The sequence below is a fragment of the Phyllobacterium calauticae genome (genome assembly GCF_019991125.1).
In the GTDB taxonomy this organism is placed as follows: domain Bacteria; phylum Pseudomonadota; class Alphaproteobacteria; order Rhizobiales; family Rhizobiaceae; genus Phyllobacterium; species Phyllobacterium calauticae.
Window position 1 is genome coordinate 575,857 of record NZ_JAGENB010000002.1, and the last position, 25,880, is coordinate 601,736.

The 25,880-nt window shown below is 59.6% G+C and carries 28 protein-coding genes; 10 read left to right on the forward strand and 18 right to left on the reverse strand.

Annotation, left to right across the window (positions count from 1 at the left end):
* Positions 1 to 2: 2 nt before the first annotated feature.
* The 8 genes from J1W56_RS08705 to moaA all read right to left on the reverse strand — a co-directional run bounded on the left by J1W56_RS08705 (position 3) and on the right by moaA (position 6,541).
* Positions 3 to 623: a glutathione S-transferase family protein gene (locus J1W56_RS08705; protein ID WP_223612898.1), complete on the reverse strand. Its 621-nt coding sequence runs from the start codon at positions 621 to 623 to the stop codon at positions 3 to 5.
* A gap of 25 nt (positions 624 to 648) precedes the next feature.
* Entirely contained in the window at positions 649 to 1,485 is an 837-nt protein-coding gene (locus J1W56_RS08710; protein WP_223612899.1) for an ABC transporter permease, read from the reverse strand.
* Complete coding sequence (locus tag J1W56_RS08715) at positions 1,482 to 2,192, reverse strand: ABC transporter permease (protein ID WP_223612900.1); 711 nt, start codon at positions 2,190 to 2,192, stop codon at positions 1,482 to 1,484. Before J1W56_RS08715 ends, J1W56_RS08710 begins: the two co-directional genes overlap by 4 nt.
* Before the next feature lie 156 nt (positions 2,193 to 2,348).
* Entirely contained in the window at positions 2,349 to 3,140 is a 792-nt protein-coding gene (locus tag J1W56_RS08720) for an ABC transporter substrate-binding protein (protein WP_223612901.1), read from the reverse strand.
* 233 nt (positions 3,141 to 3,373) lie between these two features.
* Complete coding sequence (mobB, locus tag J1W56_RS08725) at positions 3,374 to 3,883, reverse strand: molybdopterin-guanine dinucleotide biosynthesis protein B (protein ID WP_223612902.1); 510 nt, start codon at positions 3,881 to 3,883, stop codon at positions 3,374 to 3,376.
* On the reverse strand, positions 3,880 to 4,527 hold the full coding sequence (gene mobA / locus J1W56_RS08730; RefSeq protein ID WP_223612903.1) for a molybdenum cofactor guanylyltransferase MobA: 648 nt from the start codon (positions 4,525 to 4,527) through the stop codon (positions 3,880 to 3,882). Before mobA ends, mobB begins: the two co-directional genes overlap by 4 nt.
* 3 nt (positions 4,528 to 4,530) lie before the next feature.
* Positions 4,531 to 5,451, reverse strand: coding sequence for a DMT family transporter (locus J1W56_RS08735; RefSeq protein WP_223612904.1), 921 nt, complete (start codon positions 5,449 to 5,451; stop codon positions 4,531 to 4,533).
* A 100-nt stretch (positions 5,452 to 5,551) separates the two neighbouring features.
* Complete coding sequence (moaA, locus tag J1W56_RS08740; RefSeq protein ID WP_223613476.1) at positions 5,552 to 6,541, reverse strand: GTP 3',8-cyclase MoaA; 990 nt, start codon at positions 6,539 to 6,541, stop codon at positions 5,552 to 5,554.
* A 182-nt stretch (positions 6,542 to 6,723) separates the two neighbouring features.
* Between moaA and J1W56_RS08745 the strand changes: the two genes are divergently transcribed.
* The gene (locus J1W56_RS08745; RefSeq protein WP_223612905.1) at positions 6,724 to 7,104 is read left to right on the forward strand and encodes a gamma-butyrobetaine hydroxylase-like domain-containing protein; all 381 of its coding nucleotides are present in this window, start codon (positions 6,724 to 6,726) and stop codon (positions 7,102 to 7,104) included.
* A gap of 276 nt (positions 7,105 to 7,380) precedes the next feature.
* Here J1W56_RS08745 and J1W56_RS08750 read toward each other — a convergent pair whose 3' ends face one another.
* Positions 7,381 to 7,614 (reverse strand): hypothetical protein, encoded by a 234-nt coding sequence (locus J1W56_RS08750; RefSeq protein WP_223612906.1) that lies wholly within the window; start codon positions 7,612 to 7,614, stop codon positions 7,381 to 7,383.
* Here J1W56_RS08750 and J1W56_RS08755 point away from each other — a divergent pair.
* Positions 7,595 to 9,469 (forward strand): L,D-transpeptidase family protein, encoded by a 1,875-nt coding sequence (locus tag J1W56_RS08755; protein WP_223612907.1) that lies wholly within the window; start codon positions 7,595 to 7,597, stop codon positions 9,467 to 9,469. The two genes, J1W56_RS08750 and J1W56_RS08755, sit on opposite strands and share 20 nt — an antisense overlap.
* A gap of 1 nt (position 9,470) precedes the next feature.
* Here the strand turns inward: J1W56_RS08755 and J1W56_RS08760 are convergent, their stop codons facing one another.
* From J1W56_RS08760 to J1W56_RS08790, 7 genes are all read right to left on the reverse strand, one after another.
* The gene (locus J1W56_RS08760; protein ID WP_223612908.1) at positions 9,471 to 9,797 is read right to left on the reverse strand and encodes a hypothetical protein; all 327 of its coding nucleotides are present in this window, start codon (positions 9,795 to 9,797) and stop codon (positions 9,471 to 9,473) included.
* Between the two features lie 329 nt (positions 9,798 to 10,126).
* Positions 10,127 to 10,858 carry a proteasome-type protease gene (locus J1W56_RS08765; RefSeq protein WP_105732382.1) on the reverse strand — a complete coding sequence of 244 codons (732 nt, stop codon included), beginning with the start codon at positions 10,856 to 10,858 and terminating at the stop codon, positions 10,127 to 10,129.
* A gap of 31 nt (positions 10,859 to 10,889) precedes the next feature.
* Positions 10,890 to 11,687, reverse strand: a complete 798-nt coding sequence (locus J1W56_RS08770; RefSeq protein WP_223612909.1) for a transglutaminase family protein — start codon at positions 11,685 to 11,687, stop codon at positions 10,890 to 10,892.
* A 5-nt stretch (positions 11,688 to 11,692) separates the two neighbouring features.
* Entirely contained in the window at positions 11,693 to 12,634 is a 942-nt protein-coding gene (locus J1W56_RS08775) for an alpha-E domain-containing protein (RefSeq protein ID WP_223612910.1), read from the reverse strand.
* A gap of 72 nt (positions 12,635 to 12,706) precedes the next feature.
* Positions 12,707 to 14,119, reverse strand: coding sequence for a circularly permuted type 2 ATP-grasp protein (locus tag J1W56_RS08780; RefSeq protein ID WP_223612911.1), 1,413 nt, complete (start codon positions 14,117 to 14,119; stop codon positions 12,707 to 12,709).
* Positions 14,120 to 14,345: 226 nt separating this feature from the next.
* Positions 14,346 to 14,849, reverse strand: a complete 504-nt coding sequence (locus tag J1W56_RS08785) for a BA14K family protein (RefSeq protein ID WP_223612912.1) — start codon at positions 14,847 to 14,849, stop codon at positions 14,346 to 14,348.
* Between the two features lie 185 nt (positions 14,850 to 15,034).
* Entirely contained in the window at positions 15,035 to 15,718 is a 684-nt protein-coding gene (locus J1W56_RS08790; RefSeq protein WP_223612913.1) for an HAD family hydrolase, read from the reverse strand.
* 243 nt (positions 15,719 to 15,961) lie between these two features.
* Between J1W56_RS08790 and rpiA the strand changes: the two genes are divergently transcribed.
* The 3 genes from rpiA (at position 15,962) to gor (ending at position 18,827) form a co-directional block, all read left to right on the forward strand.
* Positions 15,962 to 16,657: a ribose-5-phosphate isomerase RpiA gene (rpiA, locus tag J1W56_RS08795; RefSeq protein WP_223612914.1), complete on the forward strand. Its 696-nt coding sequence runs from the start codon at positions 15,962 to 15,964 to the stop codon at positions 16,655 to 16,657.
* 36 nt (positions 16,658 to 16,693) lie between these two features.
* Positions 16,694 to 17,314 (forward strand): DUF2059 domain-containing protein, encoded by a 621-nt coding sequence (locus J1W56_RS08800; RefSeq protein ID WP_223612915.1) that lies wholly within the window; start codon positions 16,694 to 16,696, stop codon positions 17,312 to 17,314.
* A 121-nt stretch (positions 17,315 to 17,435) separates the two neighbouring features.
* Positions 17,436 to 18,827 (forward strand): glutathione-disulfide reductase, encoded by a 1,392-nt coding sequence (gene gor, locus J1W56_RS08805; RefSeq protein WP_223612916.1) that lies wholly within the window; start codon positions 17,436 to 17,438, stop codon positions 18,825 to 18,827.
* A gap of 41 nt (positions 18,828 to 18,868) precedes the next feature.
* Here the strand turns inward: gor and J1W56_RS08810 are convergent, their stop codons facing one another.
* Positions 18,869 to 20,368 (reverse strand): FAD-dependent monooxygenase, encoded by a 1,500-nt coding sequence (locus J1W56_RS08810; protein ID WP_223612917.1) that lies wholly within the window; start codon positions 20,366 to 20,368, stop codon positions 18,869 to 18,871.
* 104 nt (positions 20,369 to 20,472) lie between these two features.
* On the opposite strand from J1W56_RS08810, the gene J1W56_RS08815 reads away from it, so the two are divergent.
* Entirely contained in the window at positions 20,473 to 21,111 is a 639-nt protein-coding gene (locus J1W56_RS08815) for a TetR/AcrR family transcriptional regulator (protein ID WP_223612918.1), read from the forward strand.
* Positions 21,112 to 21,128: 17 nt separating this feature from the next.
* On the opposite strand, the gene J1W56_RS08820 is transcribed toward J1W56_RS08815, so the two are convergent.
* Positions 21,129 to 22,013 (reverse strand): alpha/beta hydrolase family protein, encoded by an 885-nt coding sequence (locus J1W56_RS08820; protein WP_223612919.1) that lies wholly within the window; start codon positions 22,011 to 22,013, stop codon positions 21,129 to 21,131.
* 196 nt (positions 22,014 to 22,209) lie between these two features.
* Between J1W56_RS08820 and J1W56_RS08825 the strand changes: the two genes are divergently transcribed.
* The 4 genes from J1W56_RS08825 to J1W56_RS08840 all read left to right on the forward strand — a co-directional run bounded on the left by J1W56_RS08825 (position 22,210) and on the right by J1W56_RS08840 (position 25,849).
* Entirely contained in the window at positions 22,210 to 23,589 is a 1,380-nt protein-coding gene (locus J1W56_RS08825; RefSeq protein ID WP_223612920.1) for a class II 3-deoxy-7-phosphoheptulonate synthase, read from the forward strand.
* Positions 23,590 to 23,750: 161 nt separating this feature from the next.
* Positions 23,751 to 24,938, forward strand: coding sequence for a Na+/H+ antiporter NhaA (gene nhaA, locus J1W56_RS08830; protein ID WP_223612921.1), 1,188 nt, complete (start codon positions 23,751 to 23,753; stop codon positions 24,936 to 24,938).
* A 62-nt stretch (positions 24,939 to 25,000) separates the two neighbouring features.
* Positions 25,001 to 25,420: a GFA family protein gene (locus J1W56_RS08835; RefSeq protein ID WP_223612922.1), complete on the forward strand. Its 420-nt coding sequence runs from the start codon at positions 25,001 to 25,003 to the stop codon at positions 25,418 to 25,420.
* Between the two features lie 78 nt (positions 25,421 to 25,498).
* Positions 25,499 to 25,849 carry a diacylglycerol kinase gene (locus J1W56_RS08840; RefSeq protein ID WP_223612923.1) on the forward strand — a complete coding sequence of 117 codons (351 nt, stop codon included), beginning with the start codon at positions 25,499 to 25,501 and terminating at the stop codon, positions 25,847 to 25,849.
* The last annotated feature ends 31 nt before the right edge of the window (positions 25,850 to 25,880 follow it).

Sequence of the window (25,880 nt, forward strand, 5' to 3'; positions counted from 1 at the left end):
TGTCAGGTGAGCGGCGTCATCACGGCCTTCCGGTAGGCCGGGCGGCTCTTGAGGCGTTCGTACCATGCGAACAGATGCGGGTGATCGGGGCGCTTGATCGGCATCTCGAACCACGCATAGGCAAAGCAGCCGAGCGGGATGTCGCCGACACCGAAGTCTGCACCGGAGAGGTAGGGCTCGGAGGCCAGCGCCGCATCGGCAATGGCAAACATCGCGCTGCATTCCGCCAGACCCTTGTCCTTGGCGGCGTGATCCTGCTGATCCGGCGCGAGGCGCACCGTGTTCCAGAACACGTCGCGGAAGGGGATGGCGATGCTTGACGTTGCCCAGTCCATCCATTTTTCCGCGCTGGCACGCGCCGCGGCATCTTCGATATGCAAGGTCGACTTGCCGTATTTCGCCGCGAGATAGCGCACGATCGTGTTGCTCTCCCAGAGTGCGAAGCCGTCGTCTTCAATGGCGGGCACGCGGCTGTTGGGGTTGATGGCGCGATATTCCGGGCTGGCAACGATGCCATAGGCACCGCCAGCGGGAATATTTTCATAGGGAATGGACAGTTCTTTGGCCGCCCAAAGTGCCTTCTTGACATTGGTCGAGTTGCCGCGGCCCCAGATTTTCAGCATCGTTTGTTTCTTTCGGTCAGTTGAATCAGCGTATCAGATGCCGGGTGATGCGGCGTTCTATCCAGTCCCAGATGTGACGCAGTATTTCCACCAGCAGCAGATAGATGATGGCGGCCCAGAGATAGGCCTGGAAATCGAAAGTCCGTGAATAGGCGAGTTTGGTGTAGCCCATGAGATCGTAGACGGTGATCAGGGCGACGATGGCCGAACCCTTGATCATCAGGATGACCTCGTTGCCGTAGGGGCGCAGGGCAACGATCAGCGCCTGCGGCAGGATGACCTTGCGGAATGTGACGAATTTGGAGATGCCGAGGGACGCCGCGCCTTCCCATTGCCCGAGCGACACGCTCTGGATGGCGCCCCGCAATATTTCCGCCTGATAGGCCGCCGTATTGAGCGCGAAGGCCAGGAAGCCGCAATACCAGGCTTCACGGAAGAACCACCACAGCCCGACATATTCGAGCTGCGTCTTGAATTCGCTGACGCCGTAATACATCAGGAAGACCTGGGCGATCAGCGGCGTGCCGCGGAAGAAATAGACGTAGCCATAGGCGATCGCCGCGCCGATCTTGTTCTTGGTCATTCGGCCATAGGCCACGGGGACCGACAGGATGGCCCCGAAAATAATGGAGCTGAATACCAGCGTCAGGGTGGTGACCAGGCCCTGCCAGTACTTTGGACCATAGGTCTGGATGAGAACGATATCCCAGGCGGCATAGAGGTCGAGCAGGAGCCCGATGATCAGGGCGGCCCAGAACGCGACGAGCACATGGCCGATAATCCGCGTCCTGGTCCAGCGTTTCGCCGGTGCGGGCGGACGGCTTATCGCGGCTGTGCGGGCATTGAGGAAGCTTTCGGTCATCGCCGCACTCCGCTGGCTGTCGTGCGCCGTTCAATGGCATGGATCACGAAGGACGAGAGAATGGCGAGCACCAGATAGATCAGGCAGGCCGTACCGTAGAACAGGAAGGCATGTTTGGTGACGCGCGCCGCAACGCCGGTCTGGCGCAGGATATCCGCCAGTCCGATCGCGGACACCAGCGCCGTATCCTTGAGCAGGATCATCCACAGATTGGAAAGGCCGGGCAGGGCGACGCGGATCAGTTGCGGCAGGACCACTTTCCACATTGTCTGGCCGTAGGAGAGCCCGATGGCATAGCCGCCCTCATACTGGCCGCGCGGGATGGCGCGGAATGCGGAGAGAAAGACCTCGCTGGCGTAGGACGAAAACACGGCGCCCATGGCGAACATGCCGGCCAGAAACGAGTTGATTTCGATGGTTCCGGAAAAACCCAGCAGCACGCCGAGCTTCTGGATGCCGATCTGTGCGCCGAAATAGACGAGAAACAGGGTGAGCAGCTCGGGCAAGCCACGAAAGATCGTGGTGTACATATTGGCAGCAAGCCGGATGGACGGTTCTTCGGCCTGTTTGCCGAGAGCGACGAAAAATCCGATGAGCAGTCCGATGGGCAATGTCGCAAGCGCAAGAGTGACAGTCACAAGAATGCCGCTTGCTATGCTCAGGCCCCAGCCGCCTTCACCAAATCCCAATAACGCAATTGAGCCCATAGGCTTCTTTCATTCTTTTGCAGGCCATTCCCCAGTGCCCGATTTTTCGGGCCGGCCCGTCATTTTTGAATTTAAAGTTCAGGTTCGAATTTGGAGTTCAGGAAGGGATGGCGGAACAGATCCGCCATCCCCCTTGGTCAATTCACAAGGCTAAAATCAATTTTCGGCGCCATAAACGTCAAGCTTGAAGTACTTGTCGTTGATCTGCTTGTATTTGCCGTTCTTGCGGATCGCAGCGATGGCAGCGGAGAACTTGTCAGCCAGGGCCGTGTTGCCCTTCTTGACAGTTACGCCAGCGCCCGGACCGTGGATGACCGGATCCGGCGTGATGGTGCCGAGGAGCTTGCAGCACTTGCCGGCATCGCTGTCGAGCCACTGGCCCAAAACGACGGAGTCGTCCATGGCAGCGTCGATGCGGCCATTGGCCAGATCGAGCTTATATTCGTCGGCGGTCGGATACATCTTGATGTCGGCGCCGCTGTATTTGGCTTCGGCAAAGTTGGAGTGGCTGGTCGATGCCTGCACGCCCAGTGTCTTGCCCTTCAGGGATTCCGGCGTGACGTCCTTCAGCTTGGAATCCTTCGGTACGGCAATGCCGGGAGGCGTGTTGTAGTACTTCTTGGAGAAATCGACCTTCTTCAGGCGCTCGTCCGTAATGGACATGGATGCGATGATGGCATCGAACTTGCCGGCCTGCAGGGCGGGAATCATGCCATCCCAATCCTGGGTGACGAAGGTGCACTGCGCCTTCATCTCTTCGCAAAGCGCCTTGCCGATATCGATGTCAAAGCCTTCCAGCTTGCCGTCCGGCGTCAGGTTGTTGAAGGGCGGGTAGGCTCCCTCTGAAGCGATGGTCAGCTTCAGGGCGTCCTCTGCATGGGCCGCTCCCATGGACAATGCAAAGGCAACGGCAGCAACGCCGAGTGCGAGACGCTTGGTGATACGCATTATTCAACCTCTCTTTTGTGGCCCGGCTGTTCCCCTGTTCTTTTGGACAGCCTTCCGGGCAAGGTCGCAGTTTTTTCACTGCTCCTGACCGGCGATATTCCCACTAGTTTTCTGATAAAAGCAACCGGGAATCTTTTACCGGGCGGCGATTCAGGACGGCAAAACCACATAATTGTTTGAGGATTATATTTTTCTTGCGCAGCTTCCGCGCGAAACGTCATTTCCTGACCCGCCTAGCGGGCAAGCCCCATCTCATGCTCGATAAAGTCGGCCAATCCTGTCGTGTTATCCAGGTCGAAGACGGGAATCTGCTCGTCCGTCACCGGAAAATCGCTGGCGATGGCGACAATGCCAGGATCATTTTGCGCCAGGCTCCCGCCGGGCCGTCCCTCCAGCCGCCGCGTCTCGATCTTCTTGTGGCCTTCGCGCTTGTAGCCCTCGACCAGAACGAGATCGCATGGGGCAAGCCGCGCGACAATCTCTTCGAGGGACGGTTCAGCCTCATCCGCCAGTTCATGCATGAGCGCCCAGCGGCGGTCGGAAACAATGGCCACTTCTCCGGCGCCCGCTTTGCGGTGGCGGAAGGAATCCGTGCCTTCCTTGTCGATGTCGAAATCATGATGGGCGTGTTTGACGGTTGAAATCTTCCAGCCGCGCCGCGTCAGTTCCGTTACGAGCTTGACCGTCAGCGTTGTTTTGCCTGAGTTCTTCCAGCCGGTGATGCCAAAGATGCGGTGGGTCATGAACATGTCTTCCAATCGCGTGATTCTGCGATCATCGACCGGGCCCGGCCGAGATCGTCCGGGCGATTGATATTGAAGAACGGATCGAATGAATCGCCTGATTGCGCCGTCATCAGCGGAAAATCCACCGTGCGGTGTGCGTGGTCTTCGATCCAGGTACGGACCCGCCGGTTCTCCGGATCGCGCAGCCATTGCTTCAGGTCCTCCTTCATCGCAACCGGCCAGAGCCCGAACACCGGGTGCCATGTCCCACCGGAGACAGCGACGGCGATGTGATCCGGAGCACCGGCGATGGCCCCGCCAAGTCTGGAGGCGAGATCATGGGGAAAGAACGGCGTGTCCGTGGCGACGGTCAGGATATGGGTGAAGGGAAGCGCGCTGCCTGCCGCCCATTCCATGCCGGCAACGATACCGGCGAGAGGGCCGGCGAATCCCGAGATGCTGTCTGCGACAACGGGCAGATGCAGATCGGCGAGCGGCGCAGGGTCGCCATTGCTGTTGATGGCCAGGGTTTCCAGCTGAAGCGACAGGCGCGCGACGATGAAATCGATCAGCCGCGCCGTGCCGAACGGCAAAAGCGCCTTGTCATGCCCGTCCATGCGGCTCGACCGGCCGCCGGCCAGAATAATCCCTGCAATGCGCACCGCTTACACTCCATCGGGCGAAGAACCGGCCGCCACAGCCGTTGCGGCGGGCAGCCTCCGTCCCACAATCCGCTCACGGTAAAGCGTATAGAGGCCGCTGCCAATAACGATCATGGCGCCGATGATCATGGGAAGATCGGGCAGGTCGCCGAAGAACAGGAAACCCAGGAGAATGGCCCAGACGAGGCTTGTGTAGCGGAACGGTGCGACGAAGGAAATTTCGCCCTCGCGCATGGCGAGAATGATGAAATGGTAGGCGACGATCACGCAGCAGGAGGCGAAGAACAGGAGGCCGGTGTTCAGCCAGGTCATCGGCGTCCAGCCGCCCAGCGGGCCGATCAGGCCGATGCCGGCCAGCGATACGCCCGCCGATGTCAGGGCGGATATCATCAGCACCGGGATGGTTTTGGGCACGCGCCGCGTGGCGAGATCGCGCATCGCGGCGAAGATCACGGTTACGGCGATCAGCAGGACGTAGGGACTGACGCCCTCGTAACCCGGGCGAACAATGATGAGGACACCACAGAAGCCGACGGCAATGGCGATCCAGCGCCGCCATCCCACGGGTTCGCCGAGGAACATCGCCGCACCCAGCGTGACGGCCAGCGGCAGGGCCTGCAGAATGGCCGAGGTGAGGGCGAGGGGAACATGAACAAGCGCGATGAGAAAACTCACGGTTCCCACGACTTCGCCGACGGCGCGCAGGATCGTCATGCGGTGCAGGGCATGGCGCAGCGGTATCAGCATGCCCTGCCGCCAGGCGAGCAGCAGGATGAGCGTGGTCGCCATCACGCCGCGCACCAGCATCACCTGGCCCATGTTCATATGCGCGCCAACCAGTTTGACCGTCGCGTCATTGAAGGTGAAACTGGCCATGCCGATGGCCATGTACAGGCTGCCGCGAAGATTGGGCGTAAGCGCCAAGGCGTTCATCCGAATGAGAGCAGGCGATTCTCCCCCGGAATCGCTCCGTTTGATATATCAAGCGGCGAGGCTTCGTGCATCCGGAATATTGGAAAATGCTCTAGCCGCCGGTCACGCTCATATGGCGCGAGACCGCAGGGCGGTTGTGGCGGCGATCGATGATGAAATCATGCCCCTTCGGCTTGCGGCCGATGGCTTCGTCGATGGCCTCGTTTAAGAGGTCATTGCCTTCCGAGGCGCGCAGCGGCGCGCGCAGGTCAGCGGCGTCTTCCTGTCCAAGGCACATATAGAGTGTGCCGGTGCAGGTCAGGCGAACGCGATTGCAGCTTTCGCAGAAATTGTGCGTCATCGGCGTGATGAAGCCGATGCGCCCGCCCGTTTCGCGAATATGCGCGTAACGGGCCGGGCCGCCGGTCTTGTAGGGAATGTCATCCAGCGTGAATTGCCGGGCAAGGTCGGCCCTGACCATGGACAGCGGCAGATACTGATCGGTCCGGTCCAGATCGATTTCGCCCATCGGCATGGTTTCGATCAGCGTCAGGTCCATGTCGCGGCCATGGGCCCAGCGGATCATCTCCGGGATTTCCAGGTCGTTGAAACCCTTGAGGGCAACGGCATTCAGCTTGACCCGGATGCCGGCAGCCTGCGCCGCGTCGATGCCTTCCATCACCCGCGCCAGATCGCCCCAGCGGGTGATCGCGTGGAATTTTTCCGGATCGAGCGTATCGAGCGATACATTGATGCGTTTGACGCCGTGCTCGGCCAGTTCCGCGGCATGGCGGGCGAGCTGCGAGCCATTCGTGGTCAAGGTCAATTCTTCGAGAGCACCGCTGCGCAAATGGCGCGACAGCTCACCGATCAGATGCATGATGTTCTTGCGCACCAGCGGTTCGCCGCCGGTCAGCCGCAGTTTTTTGACGCCTTTTCCGATGAAGGCGGTGCACAGGCGGTCCAGTTCTTCCAGCGTCAGAAGGTCTTTCTTGGGCAGGAAGGTCATGTGCTCGGACATGCAGTAGGTGCAGCGGAAGTCGCAGCGATCGGTGACCGACACGCGCAAATAGCTGATCGTCCTGCCGAAAGGATCAACCATCGGTGTTTGTACAGCCGTTTTCTCGAGCAATGCGACGTGGTCCAAGCAAACCTCCTTGAGAAGAGATAGGGTGGCGGCCCCGGCTTGTCCAGTCTCTATAGGATTCCGCATGCGGACGATTGTTCACTTGCGACCAAATGTCGGGGCGCATAGAGAAGAGTGCGCATAAAGGAGCATCTGCCATGACCACTGCCTGGCCCAAGGAATTGCGGGTGAGCAAGGATCGCCGTTCCCTGACGATCGCATTCGATACCGGCGAAACCTACACGTTGAGCGCGGAGCTGCTGCGCGTGGCTTCGCCATCGGCGGAAGTGCAGGGGCATTCGCCGGAACAGCGTGTGACGGTTCCGGGCAAGATGAATGTCGAAATCGCCAAGATGGATCCCGTCGGCAATTATGCGGTGCGCATCACCTTCGATGACATGCACGATACCGGCCTTTTCAGCTGGGATTACCTGATCGACCTCGGCCGCAACCGCGACGAGCGCTGGCAGGCCTATCTCGATGAACTGGCGGCGAAAGGCTTGAGCCGCGAGCCCGTCACGACCCGTCATCGCCACTGATCCCTGCTGCGGAGCAATAGTACCGGTATCCGCGCGGGCTTTCCCGTGAGAAATATTTTCTTTAGAAGACTATAACCTGCTTTGGCGGGCGTGCTCAAAGTACTTATCAATGCTATAATGAACAACAGTAAGGTTACTTGGAAATATTTGTGCGCCGAATAGCGCAATTCAAGTTTCGCGTCACTTGAGCTGTGACATTATTGCATGTTCCGCAAAAGAATTGATTGGGTCAGGGGCGTGATGCGCGAATCGTTGTGAAAGCTGCGGTGAATTGCGTTAAATGAGGCGATAGCCATCATCACGGTGCTTGAGCGGCGCGCGCGAATATAAATCGAAGGGGCGGGTTATTGTTAAAAGATTGTAAATAGGATGCGGCGAAACTGGCTGTGAATCACCATTCGTGGCCTGCATCCGTTGCGGGCGTGACTGTACCATCTGGGCGAGCATTATGAATTCCAATTCGAAAAAGCATGCGATTTTTGTAGCTGCCATGTTGTCAGCAACAGCCATTTCCATGTCTCCGGCACTGGCCGCCGACAATTTGATGGATTTCCTGTTTGGCAGCCGCCGCGTACAGGCACAGCCGGTCTATGCGCCGAAGCCTGAACTGCCGCGGCAGCAGCCCGTTGCCCGGGCAGCGCCGGTCAAGCGCGTGACGGTGACCGCACCGAAGAATTACGATTACAAACCCGACGGGCTGGTGCGGGTGGATTTTTCCAAGATCGACCTGCAACTGACGGCATCGGCCAATCAGAACCGAGATGCCGCACCGCAGATTCCGCTGGAACAGTTCGGCCTGAAGTTCGAACAGATCAGGGAAGCCCATATTCTGGCGGAAAAGGACATAGCGGACGCTATCGTTGCCTATTATGCCCTGAAGCAGCAGCCCATCTGGACGTCCTCCTATGATGTCTCGGCCAAGGCCAAGGCGGTCGCGGCGGTGTTCAACGCGGCGGGCGCCGACGGGCTTGATCCAAAGGATTATGCGGTCAAGCTGCCGAGCGATGATTACGACCGGGCCAACATTCCGGCGCGGCTGAAGGAACTGGCGGATTTCGAACTGACCATGTCGGCGCGGGCGCTGCGCTATGCGATGGACCAGGGCGACGGGCGCATCAATCCGAACCGGCTGAGCGGGTTCCACGATTTCGCCGTTGACCGGGTCAAGCCGCGTGCGGTGATCGAGCAGCTTGCGTCGACCAACGATGCGGCTGCGCTGCTCAAGAGTTTTGAGCCGCAGAACAAATGGTATGCGGATCTGAAGCAGAATCTGCATGAGCTTGGCGGGACCAGCGCCGAGCCGACGGTGCGCGTTGCGCCCGGCACCATGATCCGTCCCGGCGAGGAAAATCCGGAAATCCGCAACGTGGTCGCCTTGATCAAGGCGAAGGCGCCGAAGGATTTTCTCGCCAAGCATGAAGCCGTGCTGCAGGAACATGAGAATGCGACGGTTTACGACCCGAGCCTGGTCGAGGCGATCAAGGATTTCCAGACCAGCCAGGGCAAGAAGCCCGATGGCGTGATCGGGCGCGGCACCATCAGTTCGCTGCAGGGCGAGACCAACAGTTCCAAGCGCGACCGCATTCTCTATTCCATGGAGCGCCTGCGCTGGCTGCCGCACGATTTCGGCAAGCGCTACGTCTTCATCAACCAGCCCGCCTATCGCGCGCAGTATTTTGACGACAACGCGGAAAAGCTGGCGATGAACATCGTGGTCGGTTCGCCGACCAACCAGACCTACTTTTTCGACAACACGATCCAGACCGTGGTGTTCAACCCGTCCTGGGGCGTGCCGCGGTCGATCATTCTCAATGAGATGATGCCGAAAATTCTCAATAACCCCTCTTATCTTGAGAACAGCGGTTACGAGGTCTATGACAAGTCCGGCCGTGTCATTCCGTCAAGCGCGGTGGACTGGGCGCAGGTCGCATCCAGCGGCGGCGGTGTCGGCATCCGCCAGAAGCCGAGCCTCGACAATGCGCTGGGCGAGCTAAAGATCCTGTTCCCCAACAGCCATGACATCTACATGCACGACACGCCGGCAAAGTCCTACTTCAAACGGGATATGCGGGCGCTCAGCCACGGCTGCATCCGTCTGGAGCGTCCGCGCGACATGGCTGCGGCCGTGCTCGGCGTGCCGGTCGAGGAGCTGAACCAGTATTTCGGCAAGAATGAGCGCAGCGTCCGGGTCAAGGACCCGCTGCCGGTTTACGTCTCGTATTTCACTGCGTGGCCGGACGCCAGGACCGGCGCCATCCAGTATTTCGACGACGTCTATCAGCGCGATCTCTACATGGAAAAGGCCATCGTCAAGACGACGGCGGTGCGCCAGGCGGACGTTCCGCAGACGACGGCAAAGCTGTAGGCTACCGGTTTGCGGATGGCGGTTCGACCTGCGGGTGTTCAAAGATATCGCCATCGCCCTGATCGAGAAAAAGCAGCGACGGGTTGTGTCCCGCCGGCTTGAGGTGGCTGACGACATGCAGCTGGTTGCCCGCATCGCGGTGGATGGAGTAGACCAACTCGCCGTCAAAACTTCTTTCCACCTTCCTGCTCTCGATGCGAAACCGCAGCGTCAGCGCCACCAGCCCCAGCACGAAGGCCGGTGGGACGATCAGCCATAGAACTTTGAGCCAGTCGGATAGCGACTGGTACGTATCGAACAAATCCTGCCAGAAATTGTAATTGTCCATGTGCACTCCCTTGTCTCGCGAGGAAAGTGGTCACCCGAGGTTTAGCCTCTGGTGACCGGGGAGTTGATAACTCTCGAGGGAGAGCGCCTTCGCCTTTAGGGTTGCCCCCTGAACATACGCGAAGGCCTCCCCGACCATAAGACCGGGAAGTGCATTTTACGGCAGCACAACGCCGCCCTCGAGGGGTTATCAAGCCCCAAGACCGGCCCGTTTCGACCGGTCTCATCGCGGACCATAGTGGGAAAGTGAAGCGGGCGGAAGGGGTTAGGGCGCCGGTTTGCAGCTAAGCTTTGAGGTTCTTGCATGGATTGGCTGCAAAACCACGCACCCTAATCGATCTCGAAGGAAGGCAGGCTCTGGAACGCCAGTTTGAGAGCCTGCGACCAGCCGTCGGAAATGGCCTCGTAATAGGGGTCGTTGCGCTCGATGCGCTTTTCAAAGCCCAGTTTGAGGCTGTCCGCCGCGTAAAACTGCATGTCCAGGGGCAGGCCGACCGACAGGTTGGATTTCAGGGTGGAATCGAAGGACACCAGCAGCAGTTTGGTCGCTTCCTCGAACGTCATGGCCGGATCGTAGGAACGCACGATGATCGGCTTGCCGTATTTGTGCTCGCCGATCTGGAAGAACGGCGTGTCGGGTGAGGATTCAATGAAGTTGCCTTCGGGATAGATCAGGAACAGGCGGGGCTCGCCGCCCTTGATCTGTCCGCCCAGAATGATCGAGGCGCCGAAGGAATCGGCACGCTGGCCATTGGAATCCACGTCGTGGATCACATTCTTGATCGTATCGCCCACCAGCTTCGCCGTCTGGAACATCGAGGGCATGTCGAAGATCGACGGCGCCCGCTCGGATGGAATCTTGGTGCGTTCGTTGAGAATGCTGATGACGGTCTGCGTCGTGGCAAGATTGCCTGCCGACAGAAGCGTGATGACACGGTCACCGGGCTTCGCCCATGTGTACATCTTCTTGAACGTGGAGATGTTGTCGACGCCGGCATTTGTTCTGGTGTCCGACATGAACACAAGACCACGATCCAATTTAAGCCCGACGCAATAGGTCATAGCGAATCCCGAATTTAAAAAATCCCGGCGATTACTGCTCTACATTGAGGTCCACGGCAAGCGATTCCATGCCCGGGCCGAAGCGCATGCCGGAAATGGGCGACGCTTCATTGTAGTCGAGGCCGCAGGCGATGCGCACATAATGCTCGTTCGGGCAGATGTTGTTGGCGGCATCGAAGCCGACCCAGCCGAGCCCGTCAATATGGGCTTCCGCCCAGGCATGGGTGGCGGTCTGTTCGATGCTATCGAGCATCATGAGATAGCCCGAGACATAGCGGGCAGGAATTTTCAGGACACGGGCGACGGCGAGGAAAACATGGGTGTGGTCCTGGCAGACACCCGTTCCCAGTGTCAGCGCCTCTTCGGCCGTCGTGGCGATGTCGGTGGTGCCCGGCGTATAGGCGACGGCACTGTGCAGCGTGTCCATCAATTCATGCATGAGCGCCAGCTTGTCGTCCTTGACTTTCAGGCTGGCTGCAAGCTGGCGGACGGCATCCCCCGGCTTCGTCAGTGCGGTTTCGCGCTCATAGAGCCAGATCGGCATGAAATTATAGACCTTGCCGAGCACGCCGGAGCGGTCTTCCGTCTCCACCTGGCCCGCGGCCTCGATGACCAGTTCCTTTGCATCGCGGTTAAGCCGCACGAGCTGCGTCCGGTTGCCGTACCCGTCGCGGTAATTCGCCTCCTGCTCGGCGCCGTGAACCGTCACGGCCCAGTCGATGACCTTCTGGCCGGGCGAGCTCGAGGGATGCAGGCGCAAACGCTGGACAGCATACTGCACCGGGAAATCATACTGGTAGCGCGAGGTGTGTTTGATGGTCAGGAGCATGGCGTTCAATCGAAATTGTAGGCTTCGGCAATTTTGCTGCCCAGGCCGTATGTCTGATAGATCAGGTCACTGAGAAACTCATGCAGGCCGTTGTCGAAGATGGTGCGGATGTCGTTGTTTTCGAGCCGTGTCATGATGCTTTCCGCCATGTCGTGGCACTCGTGCCGCTTGCCGTAATCATTGGCGAGAAACGTGAGATTGTCGACGATATTCGAGTAACAGAAGTTCAGCGACCGCGGCATGCGCGAATTGAGGATCAGGTAATCGGCGATGTTCACCGGATTGTATTCGACATCGTAGACCCAGCGATAGGAGCGGTGGGCCGAGACCGAGCGCAGGATCGACTCCCACTGAAAATTGTCGAGTGTCGTGCCGACATAGGAAATCGACGGCAGCAGCACGTAATATTTCACGTCGAGAATGCGCGCCGTGTTGTCGGCCCGTTCGATGAACGTGCCGATGCGGGCGAAATTGAAAATCTCGTTGCGCAGCATCGTGCCGTGGAAGGCACCGCGGATGATGGCGGTTTCGCGCTTGATCTGGTCGAGGACGCGCGGAAGATCCGTTTCAGGAACCGCCGCGGCGAGCGTCGATTTGAGGATCATCCAGGTTTCATTGACGCTTTCCCAGGCTTCGCGCGTGAGGGCCGTGCGCACCATGCGGGCATTGGAGCGGGCTGTTTCGATGCAGGACATCACGCTGGACGGATTGCCGAGGTCGCGCAGCAGAAAATCCGAGACCAGGCTGGCGTTGTATTCGCCGTATTTCGCGTCGTAGCCGATTTTCACCCCGGCGCTCATCAGCACGGAGGACCATTCCTCCGGCGCATCGGAGGTTTTCGTCAAAGCCATCCGCAAACCGGCATCGATCAGGCGTGCCATATTCTCTGCCCGCTCGATATAGCGGAACATCCAGTAGAGACCATTCGCGGTGCGACCAAGAAGCATGTTTTGGTTGTATCCCTCTTTTATTTCTTGATGGGGCCGTCTGTGGCAGCCCTCATTCCCCATTCAGAGCGGTCAGTCGTCGAGAACCCAGGTGTCCTTTGTCCCGCCTCCCTGGCTGGAATTGACAACGAGCGAGCCTTCCTTCAGCGCCACGCGGGTCAGGCCGCCCGGCGTGATGCGGATGCGGTCGGACACGAGAACGAAGGGGCGCAGATCGACGTGGCGCGGCGCCAGACCCTTTTCCGTCATGATCGGTGTCGTCGACAGGGCGAGCGTCGGCTGGGCGATGTAGTTTTTCGGATTGGCCTTGAGCTTCAGCGCGAAATCCTCGCGTTCCTGCTTGGTGGCCGCCGGCCCGACCAGCATGCCGTAGCCGCCGGAACCATGAACCTCCTTGACGACAAGATCGGCAAGGTTTTCCAGGACATATTTCAGCGTGTCCGGTTCGGAACAGCGGTGCGTCGGCACATTCTCGAGGATTGCCTTGCGTCCGGTATAGAACTCGACGATCTCCGGCATATAGGAATAGAGCGCCTTGTCGTCGGCGATGCCTGTGCCGGGGGCATTGGCGATGGTGATGTTGCCGGAGCGGTAGACATCCATGATGCCGGCAACGCCGAGCGCTGAATCGCGGCGGAAGGTGAGGGGATCGAGGAAGGAGTCGTCGACACGCCGGTACAGCACGTCGATGGCGCGGTTGCCTTCCGTGGTCCGCATCACCACCTTGCCATTCTCGATCTTGAGATCGCTGCCCTCGACGAGCTCGACACCCATCTGGTCGGCCAGGAAGGCGTGTTCGAAATAGGCTGAATTGTAGATGCCGGGGGTCAGGACGGCGATGGTCGGCGTGCCGTTGCAGCCGGGCGGCGCGACGGCGGCCAGGGACTGGCGCAACTGCTTGGGGTAGGTTTCGACAGGCCGTACCTTGATCTGCTGGAACAGCTCCGGAAACAGCTGCATCATCGTTTCTCGGTTTTCCAGCATGTAGGAAACGCCGGATGGCGTGCGGGCATTGTCTTCGAGAACGTAGAACTGGTTTTCTTCGGTCCGGACGATGTCGACGCCGATAATGTGGGTATAGACATTGCCGGGCGGGCGGAAGCCGACCATCTCCGGCAGGAAGGCATCGTTGTGGGTGAACAGTTCCCGCGGGATGCGGCCCGCGCGGATGATTTCCTGGCGGTGGTAGATGTCATCGAGAAAGGCGTTGAGGGCCATCACGCGCTGTTCGATGCCCTGCGACAGGCGCCGCCATTCATTGCCGGTGATGATGCGCGGGATGATATCGAAGGGGATCAGGCGTTCTGCCGCTTCCTCATCGCCGTAGACGGCGAAGGTGATCCCGGTTTTGCGGAAGACATTTTCTGCATCGCGCGCCTTCTGCGCAAACCTTTCCGGGTTCTGGGTATTAAGCCAGCATTGCAGTTGTTCATATGGCGGGCGTACCTGACCGCCGGTTTTGATCATCTCATCAAATGGCTTCACTCATAATCCCCTTCACACACGATCATTCAAGCGCGTTGGGAAAAAAATGCAAGCACATTCCGCTATTTACGCTGCAACGCGGATAATCGCCCAAAAAATGGGCAATGGTTGCGAATTTGAGGCAAATTGGCTGCTACTTCCGTCTAAAGCATAGGCGTCAACGCATCGGTACGACCCCGGTCACAGCGGTGACCGGGGTCGTGAATCAAGCGCGTTCTGTTCCGCCTTATGGCGAAACGCACTGGCGGCGCGGGCCATTGTTGGGCTGGTATGTATTGTCATACGCCCGGTACGACCGGTAGCGATTGTAGCACCAGCGTGTGTGATAGCTTGAGCCGCGTCTGACAATGCGGTCATTGTTGATGGCGTTGCCGATGATTACACCGCCCGCAAAGGCAGCCAGCGGGAACCATGCGCCGTTATAGTACCGATAGCCGGGACGGTAGTCGCGATATCCGCGATGGCCTCTGTACCAGTAGCGGTCGCCGCGGTATCCCCGGTCGCCATGCCAGCCGCGATTACCGTGCCAGCCGCGATTGCCGCGCCAATGACCGCCGCCGCGCCAGCCATGGCGCATCCTCCAGTTGCCGTGATCCCGGACTTGCTCGACGGGATTCGAGCCTTCGATGGACAAGGGCACCATCGGGGCGGAATAACTGGCCACGGAGCTTGCGGAAACCATGCCGATCGACATGACGGCCGCAGTGAACAACGAAACAAGCTTTCTCATATTTCCTCCTGAAATCCCGAAGATGCACATCTTCGTTGTCATGAATGCGCGAATAGGCTGCGGATACTACACCCATGGGCGTGGTATCGATCAAAATATGCAACGCATGATTGCAGACTTTGTTCCATCCCGGATCTTCAGGCACTTACCGTCGGGAAAGCTAAGCCTTTCCGATTCAAGCCAAATCAGGCATTGACCGCGTTGATCAGACGTTCGGCGAGGTCGAGGTTCAATTCACGATAGTGTGAAATGACCTTGCTTGGTTCGTAGCTCGACACGTGCAGGTCGGAATAGCCGAAATCCACCGCAATCACGGGAATGCCCGCGGCTTTGGCCGTGTCGATGTCCGTCCGGCTGTCGCCGATCATCAGGGCGCGGTCGCGGTCGCCGCCCGCCTTGGCGATGGTCTCGAAGAGGTGGCGGGGATCGGGTTTGCGGAACGCGAACGTATCGGATCCGCATATGGCGGCAAAGCGCTGCTGCTGGCCGAGCGCCGTCAGCAGGCTGACGGAAAGGCCCTCGAACTTGTTCGTGCACACGGCAAGGAGGTAGCCGGCCTTGGCAAGATTGTTCATCACATCTTCCACGCCGTCGTAAAGCGCGGAATGGCCGGGCATGTTCTTGCCGTAGTGCTCGAGGAAAAGACCGACCAGCCAGTCGAGCTGTTCCGGGTTGAGAATTTTCTGCTGTGCCTCGAACGCCCGTTCGATCATCACGCGGCCGCCTTGCCCGACATAACGGCGCAGCGCAACCGGGTCTACTTTCTGCATGCCGGCTGCTTCGAGGCAGTGGTTGAGACTGTCGAGCAAGTCCGGGGCGGTATCGACCAGGGTGCCATCGAGATCGAAAACAACAATAGGTTTGGACATTCTGTGCACCTGCAAATTTAAGGTTCGGATGAGGAGTTCCGCGATTTATGCATTTCAGGCGTGGTACGATCCGCTTATGTACAGGGCGAAATCATGTATCGAGCCTTGACCCGTCTGTCTGACGTGTTAGGGAGCCAAGTGGAACGAATGTGACATTCGCATCCTATTTGACATCACGCGCCATATGCGAATGTCAGAATAGGACCACTAGTGTCAAGTCAAAGCAGGGAGAGGGCGCCAAGGATGGATGCCAGGACACTGAAGATCAAGGCGGCTGCCGAAGCGCTGACCTATGTCAAAGATGGCAAGCGCCTGGGTATCGGCACCGGCTCCACGGCCGAAGAATTCGTGCGCCTTCTGGCGGAAAAGGTCGCCGCGGGCCTTGATGTCATCGGCGTGCCGACGTCGGAACGCACGGCGGCGCTGTGCCGGGAGCTTGGCGTCAGGCTGACCACGCTGGAGGAAACGCCGGAGCTGGACCTGACCATTGACGGCGCCGACGAGATCGGGCCGGAACTCGCCTTGATCAAGGGCGGCGGCGGTGCACTGCTGCGTGAAAAGATCGTGGCTGCCGCGTCGGCGCAAATGCTGGTGATTGCGGATGAGTCGAAGAATGTCGCGGTGCTCGGCAGGTTCCCGTTGCCGATTGAAGTGAACCGTTTTGGCCTTGCGGCAACGCAAATCGCCATCGAAAAAGCTGCTGCAGCGCTTGATCTGTCCGGTTCCGTTACATTGAGGATGACGGGAGGCGAAGCATTTGTTACAGACGGCGGGCATTTGATCCTGGATGCATCTTTTGGCCGCATTCCGGATACAAGAGCGTTATCAAACGCTCTGCACGCCATACCGGGCGTTGTGGAGCATGGACTATTTCTAGGGCTGGCGCGCGTGGCTATTCTGGCCGGTGCTGACGGCATACGAACACGAACACAGCCTTGACAGGCAAAGTCTTGAGAAAAACGGAGCAATAAATCCATGAACCGAGCAACTGGCTTTCGCCGTTTGATTGCACCTCTGTCTATCGCGATCATGCTGGGCAGTCTTTGTACCGCGCAGGCGCAGGAAATCACCGCATCGCATCTTGCTGCCGCACGCGCTGCAATTGCAGCGATGAAGAAGACGGATATGTTTGACGGGATTTTGCCAGACGCGGCACAGAACTTGAAAGTTCAGCTGATCGATAAAGATCCCAATCTTGAGTCCATCATCAGTTCCACCGTGGACGAGCAGGCATTGGCCTTGGCGGCGCGTCGCGCTGATCTCGAAAACGAAGCTGCCCGTGCTTATGCCGTGTCGTTTTCGGAAGAAGAGCTGAACGCCATCACCGGCTTTTACAACTCTCCTGCAGGCAAGAAATTCCTGTCTGAAGACCCAATCGCAATGCGCGAAGTGTTGAAGGCCGCCAGCATCTGGCGCGCCGGTATTGCCCGCGATCTTGCGCAGGCTGTGGCCGAAAAGGTCGTTGCGGCCGCCGCGGCGACAGCACCGGTAACGCCGGCACCCGCGCCTGAAACACCGGCAGCGCCGGAAGCGCCTGCCAAAGCCCCGGCAAAGGCCCCGGCCAAGCCGGCAGCGCCTGCCAAGCCGAAGCCTTGATCCTTTCCGCTTCCTGACTGTTTGCAAAGCCCGGTGTCCAAGCCGGGCTTTGTTCTTTTAAAGCGGCGCTATAAACCCATATAAAGTGATCAGCAGCGGAACAGATTCGGAGTGTGTGCAAATGGCGACCTATGACTATGACCTCTTTGTCATCGGCGGCGGCTCGGGCGGCGTGCGCGCGGGACGCCTGGCGGGTGCCATGGGCAAGCGGGTCGGGCTGGCGGAGGAATACCGCATGGGCGGCACATGCGTCATTCGCGGCTGCGTGCCCAAAAAGCTCTTCGTCTATGCCTCGCAATTCCAGGAACATTTCGATGCGGCGGCGGGCTATGGCTGGACCGTTGGCAAGAGCACCTTTGACTGGCCGACGCTGATCGCCAACAAGGACCGCGAAATCGCCCGTCTCGAAGGGCTTTATCGCAAGGGGCTGGAAAACTCCGACGTGGAGATTTTCGAGAGCCGCGCTTTGCTGATCGACGATCACACGATCGAAATCCTCAAGACCGGCAAGCGGGTGACCGCTGACCAGATACTGATCGCCGTCGGCGGTCACCCAAGCCCGCATCCCTCGCTGCCGGGCAATGAATTCTGCATCAGCTCGAATGAAGCGTTTCATCTGGATACGCTGCCGAAAGCCATTGTCATCGAAGGCGGCGGCTATATCGCGGTGGAATTTGCCAATATTTTCCATGGCCTTGGCGTCGACACCACGCTTGTCTATCGCGGCAAGGAGATATTGTCGCGCTTCGATCAGGATCTACGCCACATGCTGCATGCGGCCATGGCGGAAAAGGGCATTCATGTCCGTTGCACGGAAATCATCACCAGGGTCGAACGCCAGGATGATGGCCGCAAACTGGTGCACCTGTCCGGCGGCGATGCGATTGTTGCCGATCAGGTGATGCTGGCCATCGGCCGCGTGCCGAACACGACATCGCTCGGTCTCGAAGCGGCCGGTGTTGCCGTGGATGAGACGGGCGCGATCAAGGTGGATGGCTATTCCCGCACGAGCAGGGAAAACATCTGGGCGGTCGGCGATGTCACCAACCGGGTGCAATTGACGCCTGTCGCCATTCACGAAGCCATGTGCTTCCTTGAGACCGCCTTCAAGAACAATCCGACGAAGCCGGACCACGCGCTGATCGCGACGGCGGTGTTTTCGCAGCCGGAGATCGGTACTGTCGGCCTGACCGAGCAGGACGCGGCGCGCACATTCAAAGCGGTCGAGGTGTACCGGGCGGTGTTCCGCCCGATGCGCAATACGCTGTCCGGCAGCACGGAAAAGATGCTGATGAAGCTGATTGTCGATGCAGACAGCCGGAAAGTTGTCGGCGCGCACATTCTTGGGCCCGATGCGGGCGAAATGGCACAGCTCCTGGCCATTCCCATGAAGGCCGGATGCACCAAGGAAGATTTCGACAGGACGATGGCTGTGCATCCGACTGCCGCCGAGGAACTGGTGACGATGTACAAGCCGACATACCGGATCGTCGACGGCGCGCGCGTTGATTGATATCGAGCCTTTGCTCCGGTAAAGGCTCGACCCGGACGGGGTCACAGTTGTGATGGCGCGAACCAGCGCCGGAGTGCCTGCTCCAAACCGTCCGTGCTGTCGTCGTCACCCGCCCAGGCAATGCAGGCATCCGGACGGATCAGCAGGGAAGGTCCTGCATCGACGGCGATGCACCGCACCCTTCCTGTGCGGGCGGCAACGAAGCTGGAAGCCTTCCCCCCGGCGGAGGCATCGAGAAGAACGCCCATGCCATCCTGCATCAGATCGTAGAGCGACGTCCCGGTATCGCCGGGGCTGACCGGCCGGTCGCCCGTCAGACGGCCAACCTCGTCCCGTTCCGAGCCGAGATCGTAACGGATGGATAGGCCGCTCATCATCTCGCCAATGAACCGGTTGACGTCATCGAACTGCATGAGGTTGACGATGATATCGCGCATCGCGCCCGCCTGCGGATCGGGCCGCATGATGGCCATCTGAGCAAGCGTGTTTGCCAGAACGGCTTCGGCAACGGGGCGCCGCTCGTCCGTATAGGTATCGAGCAGGGTTTCGGGCATCTCGCCGCGCATGACGGCGGCGAGCTTCCAGCCGAGATTTGCGGCATCCACGAGCCCGAGACTGAGGCCCTGACCGCCGAACGGTGTATGGATATGCGCCGCATCGCCGGCCAGCAGCACCCTGCCTTGGCGGTAGGTGTCGACAAGTCGTGTGTTGTCAGTCCACCGGCTGCCGGTTTCGAGCGCCTTGACGCGGACATCGGCATCGCTGACACGGCGCAGGACCGCTTCGATCTCCTCCCGCGTGACCGGCGCCTGCCGGTCCTGCGGCGTGCCGGTGAATTCGATCATCACCAGCCGGCCGGGGAAAGGCCCGTAGGAGAAGATGCCGCCCGATGTGCGCCGCCAACCCATCGGTGCCAGGCGGTCGGGATGATCGATTTCGGCAACAGCCTGATAAAAGGTGGACGAGGGCGGCGTGCCGGGGAAATCGAAACCGGCCATCTTGCGGATCGAACTGCGTCCCCCGTCGCAACCGACGAGATAGGTGCAGCGAACACGATCCATGCCTGCCGGAGATGTCCATTCCACGTCAACGCCGTCGGTCTGCGAGGTGAAGCGGGTGACATCGCAGCCGCGGCGGACATCGATTCCGAGCGCGTGTGCGCGGTCGGCCAGCATGGCTTCGAGGGCCTGCTGGTCCACGGGGCGGGCGCGCCGTTCCGGCTCTTTCTGCGCATCCTTTCGGATCAGGGAGAGGCCGGCGAAATGGCCGCTGTACTTCGATCCTTTGGCCCGCGGGTCCCGCCCGGACTGCGCCATCGCTGCGAAACTGCTCGCCTCAGCGGCGGCGATGGCGGCCGTCATGCCGCGCCGCTGCAACGCCTCAAGCCCCAACGGCCCGAGCCCGCCGGCCTTCATTTCCAGGCTCGGCGTGGCGAGGCGCTCCAGCACGAGAACGCGCGCACCGCCCAAAGTCAGTTCAATGGCGGTGAGGAGCCCGACGGGGCCGGCGCCCACGATCACGATATCAATGTCATTTCTCATATACCTGATCCCAATATGTACTCAGTACACTTATATGGATTATCCGGCACTTCGTGTCAATGCAAAATTGTACTCAGTATATAAATCGTGCTATCAGCGATGACATGACAGTTCCATCCGACCGCCGATCCCGTAAGCGCCTCGCCACCCGGCAAAGCATTTCCATCGCTGCCACCCGGCTTTTCATGCAGCGTGGCTTCGATCATGTGACGGTGGACGAGATTGCGTCTGCCGCCGATGTCGGGCGGATGACGGTGTTCAATCACTTTCCCCGCAAGGAGGACATGTTCTTCGATCGCGAGGAAGAGGGACGCGAGATGCTGCGCGACGTTTTGCAGCGGCGCGAGCCCGGCGTCACCCCGGTCGAGACATTGCGTCTGCTGGCGCATCGGCTGGCTGCGGAGGACGTTCCTTATCTCAGGTTTTCGGTCAGGAGCCAGGCCTTCATGGCGACGATCGAGGGCAGTGAAACCCTGAAGGCCCGGGCGAGAGCGATCCGCGACGAGCTTGCGCAGGCCGTCAGCCTGGCCCTGACCGAGGGCGCGGGGCGGGAACCGGCCGATCCCGATGCCCATCTGGCCGCCGGCCTGCTTCTGGCGACATGGACCACGGCCTTCGTCCAGGCGCACCGCTCCTTTCAGCTGAAACAGGATGCGCGGGAAGCGACAGCCGTCTTCCTCGGGCTTGTCGACCAGGGAACCCTCGGCCTGAAAGCCGCGATGGCGGGCACGCCCTACGCCTGAACAATCCCCCCGTTCTTTTAGGCAACGCGTTGTTCGGCGCGGTGCGTTGCTTCCAGCGGCACTTTCCCGTGCAGCAGCCAGTCGATGACGGGCGGCCACAGCGTGGCCGTATGGTGCTTGCGGAAGAAGCCGAGGTGGCCGATTGCGCCGCCGGTCGATTGTTGCGGGGATAGCCACAGCTGGTTTGTCGGCGCATTGCCGTAGTGGGTCAAAAGGTGATCGATTGCCTTCGGCGTTCCCCAGGGATCGTCGGTCAATCCGACGGCGAGGAGGGGCGTGCGCACCGACTGAAAATGCTTCGACTCCGGTGTTTTGGCGTCGCCGAAAAGGAAATTGGGATTGCGGCACCAGCGTGCCCAGTCCTGGAAGATACTGCCGGGCAGTTCCTCGCCGATACCGCTCCATTTGGGCACGCGTCCAAGCGAGAGCGCCAGGGGCAGGGCAAGGAAGTTCATCTTGGCAAAGACGGAAAACGGTTCGGCCGTGTTGCGGTAATAGCCGGAGAGCGAGGCAAGCGATGTATAGCGGGCAAAGTCGGAAGACCGGTTGCTGAGGCCAAGCGCCAGGCCGCCATAGGAATGGCCGATGCCCACCAGCGGCCTGTCGCCGGCTGCGCGCCTGAGAACATCGATTGCCGCGGGAAAATCGAGCACGCCCCAGTCTTTCATGCCGAGGCGTGTGGTCCATCCCTTCGGCGTTCCGGATTTCGCGACGCCGCGATAATCGTAGGTGAGTACTGTGGAGGCGCCGCAATCGAGCAGCTGATGGGCAAAGTGCCGGTAGAATGTGTTGGGAACGGCGGCCGCGGAGGAGATCAGGACCGCCGGCCCGGTGCCTTTTCCGTCAAACATGGTGCCATGCAGGGGAAAGCCATCAGAGGCTTGAAAAGCAATGTCGCGCATCGGCCGCTCCAGCTTTGACTTTAACGTCAACGTAAATCAAAATGCCGCCTGCGACAATCTCGATTTCGTGTTTCCGCCACAAACCTTAACGGGACTGGTATAATAAGGATATTTCCACTATATGAGCGCCTTCCGGAGCAACCGGAAAACGCAAACCACCGCTACCCAGTGCGGACAATAGAAAACAGGTGCAATAATGACGAAGAACTGGACACCGACTTCCTGGAGAGGCAAGCCAATCAAGCAGGCGCCTTTTTATCCGGACGCTCAGGCTGTGAGCGATGTCGAGGGCCGTCTTCGTACCTATCCGCCGCTGGTTTTTGCAGGTGAGGCGCGAAAGCTGAAGCGCCAGCTCGCAGCCGTGTCCAAAGGGCAGGGTTTTCTGTTGCAGGGCGGCGACTGTGCCGAGAGCTTTGCCGAGCATGGCGCGGACAATATCCGCGACTTTTTCCGCGTGTTCCTACAGATGGCGGTTGTCCTGACGTTCGGCGCATCGCAGCCGGTCGTGAAAATCGGCCGCATTGCCGGTCAGTTCGCCAAGCCGCGCTCTGCCGATACGGAAACCAAGGATGGTATCGAACTGCCGGTCTACCGCGGTGACATCATCAATGGCATGGAGTTCACCGAGGCTGCCCGCATTCCCGATCCGAACCGCCAGGAAATGGTGTATCGCCAGTCGGCGGCAACGCTGAACCTTCTGCGCGCTTTCGCCCAGGGTGGCTATGCCAACCTCGAGAACGTGCACCAGTGGATGCTTGGTTTCGTGTCGGACAGCCCGCAGGGCGAGCGCTATGAGTCACTCGCCCGCACGATTTCCGATACGATGGACTTCATGCGTGCCGTCGGCATCACGTCGGAAACCAACCACACGCTGCGCGAGACGGATTTCTACACCAGCCATGAGGCCTTGCTGCTTGGCTACGAAGAAGCCTTGACCCGCGTGGATTCAACCTCCGGTGACTGGTATGGCACGTCGGGCCACATGATCTGGATCGGCGACCGTACCCGCCAGCCGGACCATGCCCATGTGGAATACTGCCGTGGCATCAAGAACCCGCTTGGCCTCAAGTGCGGCCCTTCGCTGGAGCCCGACGGTCTGATCAGGCTGATCGATCTGCTCAACCCGGAAAACGAACCCGGCCGCCTGACCCTCATCGCCCGTTTCGGCCATGACAAGGTGGGCGACCATCTGCCCAAGCTGATCCGTGCCGTGCAGAAGGAAGGCCGCGATGTGGTCTGGTCCTGTGACCCGATGCATGGCAACACGATCACGGCCAATGGCTACAAGACACGGCCTTTCGACCGTATCCTGAAGGAAGTCGAAGGCTTCTTTGCCGTTCATCATGCGGAAGGCACCTATCCCGGTGGCATCCACATCGAAATGACCGGCAAGAACGTGACGGAATGCACGGGCGGTGCACGGGCGATTTCGGCGGAAGACCTGTCGGACCGTTACCACACCCATTGCGATCCGCGCCTCAATGCCGATCAGGCGCTGGAGCTGGCGTTCCTCGTTGCAGAACTGCTCAAGAAGGAGCGCAACGCGCATCCGCAGAAGATCGCTGTCAACGGCTGATCGCTTTGCATAATATTATCTGAATAAAAGGGCGGTCTTTCCGAGGCCGCCCTTTGTTTTTGTGAAGCGGACGGACAACAACTTTGGCCTGATCACGCATCTGTCAGAACATCGGACCGTTTTGGCTGGAAATTTATGTCTTTGGATTCTATCAAGGTTCCATGACAACAAAACCTTCGCGCCGAATCCGCCTGACAGCGTCTTTCCGTTCCTTCATCGAGAGCGAAGCCTCCGGTGGCATCATCCTGATGGTGGTGGCCGCGCTGGCGCTGATCATTGCCAATTCACCGCTCAGTGACGGTTATTTCGGCCTTCTGAAGACCTATGTCGGCGGGCTGAGTATTCTTCACTGGGTGAATGATGCGCTGATGGCGATCTTCTTCCTGCTGGTCGGGCTGGAAATCAAACGTGAAATGATCAGCGGCCAGTTGTCCAGCTGGTCACGGCGCGCATTGCCGGGCTTCGCTGCGGTCGGCGGCATGGTCGTTCCGGCTGCCATCTTCCTTGCCTTCAATGCCGGCACCGAAACGGCGCGGGGCTGGGCCATTCCATCGGCAACGGATATCGCCTTCTCGCTCGGTGTTTTGTCCCTGCTTGGTTCGCGCGTGCCTTTGTCCCTGAAGGTTTTCCTGACGGCGCTTGCCATTATCGACGATCTGGGCGCGGTCCTCATCATTGCGCTGTTCTATTCGGACGGGCTGAATATTCCCGCTGTTGCCGGTGCCGCCGGGGTTTTCGTCATCCTGATGGCCATGAACCGTCTCGGCATGGTGCGGCTCTGGGCCTATCTCGTCCTCGGCGTCATTCTGTGGATTCTTGTGCTCAAATCGGGCGTGCATGCCACGGTGGCCGGTGTCCTCCTGGCGCTGACCATTCCGATGCGCGGGGCCAAGGACGGGCAGGGGGCAACCGAATCGCCGCTGCTCAAGCTGGAGCACGCCATCCAGCCCTGGGTCGGCTTTGCTGTCGTGCCAATCTTCGGTTTTGCCAATGCGGGTGTGTCCTTCAGTGGCGTCTCCCTGTCCAACCTTGCCGATCCCGTCCCCCTTGGCGTGGCGGCCGGCCTGTTCGTTGGCAAGCAGATCGGCGTCTTTGCCTTTGCGCTGCTGGCGATAAAGTTGCGGCTGGCGGAACGCCCGGCGGGAGCAAGCTGGTTCCAGATCTATGGGGTCTCGATGCTGTGCGGCATCGGCTTCACCATGAGCCTGTTCATTGGCCTTCTCGCCTACGCGAATTCGCCCCTGCTGCAGGATGAAACAAAGCTCGGCGTTCTGCTTGGATCACTGCTTTCCGCCGTTGTCGGTGCCGCGCTTTTGCGTGTGTCGCTGACGCGGTCGACAAAGGCGTGATCGCGCAAGGCAGGGCGCTGGTGCAAGCCTAGTCTTTGCTGTCTTGAACAGGAGTCCGTCCGATGTCGGAATTGCATAGTGGATCGTGTCTGTGTGGAGGCATCCGCTTCAAGGCGCATGGCAAGCTGCGCGGGATCGTCTATTGCCATTGCTCGCAGTGCCGCAAGCAATCCGGCCATTTCTATGCGGCGACGAATGTCCAGAAGGATGCCATCACCATCACCGGTGAGGAAAACATCAAATGGTATGCCGCCAGCGAATATGCGGCGCGCGGTTTCTGCCGCAATTGCGGATCGGTGATGTTCTGGAAACATCATGATCTCGACTACATCTCGGTGATGGCCGGATCGTTCGACAAGCCGACCAGTCTCAAGGGCGAAGTGCACATTTTCGTCGGCGACAAGGGCGACTATTACGAAATCGGCGACGATCTGCCGAAATATGTGGCGAGCGGCGGCGGTATCGTCGTGGCAGGCGACTGAGGGGCCGGGAACGCGTGAAGGATTGACGCCGCCCGATCTGGCTTTATAGCTGCCGTTACGGACGGACGGGAGCAAACCATGCAGCGGCTAATACTGGCATTCGTCAATTCCATGCGCGCGCTCAGGCACCTGGCGGTGCACGAAAAGGCGGTTCAGCAGGAACTCATCCTTTTCATCCTGTCGATTCCCGTCGCGGCGGCGATTGCGCCCTCCGTGCTGGTTTTCCTGGTTCTGACCGGCTCGGTGCTTATCCTGATCATGATCGAGGTGCTGAACACCGGCATTGAAGCGGCGTGCAACGCCGTGTCGCGGGATTTCCAGCGCGACATCCAGATCGCCAAGGATTGCGGATCTCTGGCCGTGCTGATCTCGGTTGTTCTCGTCGCCATCGTCTGGTTCTATACGCTCTGGCACGTATTTTTTTCCTGAAACCGCGTGTGAGTCGCATTGTTTAATCTCC

Excerpts from the sequence above, each read along its gene's own strand:
- J1W56_RS08705 (WP_223612898.1), bottom strand. The coding sequence starts at position 623 with ATGCTGAAAATCTGGGGCCGCGGCAACTCGACCAATGTCAAGAAGGCA.
- J1W56_RS08710 (WP_223612899.1), bottom strand. The coding sequence starts at position 1,485 with ATGACCGAAAGCTTCCTCAATGCCCGCACAGCCGCGATAAGCCGTCCG.
- J1W56_RS08715 (WP_223612900.1), bottom strand. The coding sequence starts at position 2,192 with ATGGGCTCAATTGCGTTATTGGGATTTGGTGAAGGCGGCTGGGGCCTG.
- J1W56_RS08720 (WP_223612901.1), bottom strand. The coding sequence starts at position 3,140 with ATGCGTATCACCAAGCGTCTCGCACTCGGCGTTGCTGCCGTTGCCTTT.
- mobB (WP_223612902.1), bottom strand. The coding sequence starts at position 3,883 with ATGACCCACCGCATCTTTGGCATCACCGGCTGGAAGAACTCAGGCAAA.
- moaA (WP_223613476.1), bottom strand. The coding sequence starts at position 6,541 with ATGGTTGATCCTTTCGGCAGGACGATCAGCTATTTGCGCGTGTCGGTC.
- J1W56_RS08745 (WP_223612905.1), top strand. The coding sequence starts at position 6,724 with ATGACCACTGCCTGGCCCAAGGAATTGCGGGTGAGCAAGGATCGCCGT.
- J1W56_RS08755 (WP_223612907.1), top strand. The coding sequence starts at position 7,595 with ATGTTGTCAGCAACAGCCATTTCCATGTCTCCGGCACTGGCCGCCGAC.
- J1W56_RS08750 (WP_223612906.1), bottom strand. The coding sequence starts at position 7,614 with ATGGCTGTTGCTGACAACATGGCAGCTACAAAAATCGCATGCTTTTTC.
- J1W56_RS08760 (WP_223612908.1), bottom strand. The coding sequence starts at position 9,797 with ATGGACAATTACAATTTCTGGCAGGATTTGTTCGATACGTACCAGTCG.
- J1W56_RS08765 (WP_105732382.1), bottom strand. The coding sequence starts at position 10,858 with ATGACCTATTGCGTCGGGCTTAAATTGGATCGTGGTCTTGTGTTCATG.
- J1W56_RS08770 (WP_223612909.1), bottom strand. The coding sequence starts at position 11,687 with ATGCTCCTGACCATCAAACACACCTCGCGCTACCAGTATGATTTCCCG.
- J1W56_RS08775 (WP_223612910.1), bottom strand. The coding sequence starts at position 12,634 with ATGCTTCTTGGTCGCACCGCGAATGGTCTCTACTGGATGTTCCGCTAT.
- J1W56_RS08785 (WP_223612912.1), bottom strand. The coding sequence starts at position 14,849 with ATGAGAAAGCTTGTTTCGTTGTTCACTGCGGCCGTCATGTCGATCGGC.
- J1W56_RS08790 (WP_223612913.1), bottom strand. The coding sequence starts at position 15,718 with ATGTCCAAACCTATTGTTGTTTTCGATCTCGATGGCACCCTGGTCGAT.
- rpiA (WP_223612914.1), top strand. The coding sequence starts at position 15,962 with ATGGATGCCAGGACACTGAAGATCAAGGCGGCTGCCGAAGCGCTGACC.
- J1W56_RS08800 (WP_223612915.1), top strand. The coding sequence starts at position 16,694 with ATGAACCGAGCAACTGGCTTTCGCCGTTTGATTGCACCTCTGTCTATC.
- gor (WP_223612916.1), top strand. The coding sequence starts at position 17,436 with ATGGCGACCTATGACTATGACCTCTTTGTCATCGGCGGCGGCTCGGGC.
- J1W56_RS08810 (WP_223612917.1), bottom strand. The coding sequence starts at position 20,368 with ATGAGAAATGACATTGATATCGTGATCGTGGGCGCCGGCCCCGTCGGG.
- J1W56_RS08815 (WP_223612918.1), top strand. The coding sequence starts at position 20,473 with ATGACAGTTCCATCCGACCGCCGATCCCGTAAGCGCCTCGCCACCCGG.
- J1W56_RS08820 (WP_223612919.1), bottom strand. The coding sequence starts at position 22,013 with ATGCGCGACATTGCTTTTCAAGCCTCTGATGGCTTTCCCCTGCATGGC.
- J1W56_RS08825 (WP_223612920.1), top strand. The coding sequence starts at position 22,210 with ATGACGAAGAACTGGACACCGACTTCCTGGAGAGGCAAGCCAATCAAG.
- nhaA (WP_223612921.1), top strand. The coding sequence starts at position 23,751 with ATGACAACAAAACCTTCGCGCCGAATCCGCCTGACAGCGTCTTTCCGT.
- J1W56_RS08835 (WP_223612922.1), top strand. The coding sequence starts at position 25,001 with ATGTCGGAATTGCATAGTGGATCGTGTCTGTGTGGAGGCATCCGCTTC.
- J1W56_RS08840 (WP_223612923.1), top strand. The coding sequence starts at position 25,499 with ATGCAGCGGCTAATACTGGCATTCGTCAATTCCATGCGCGCGCTCAGG.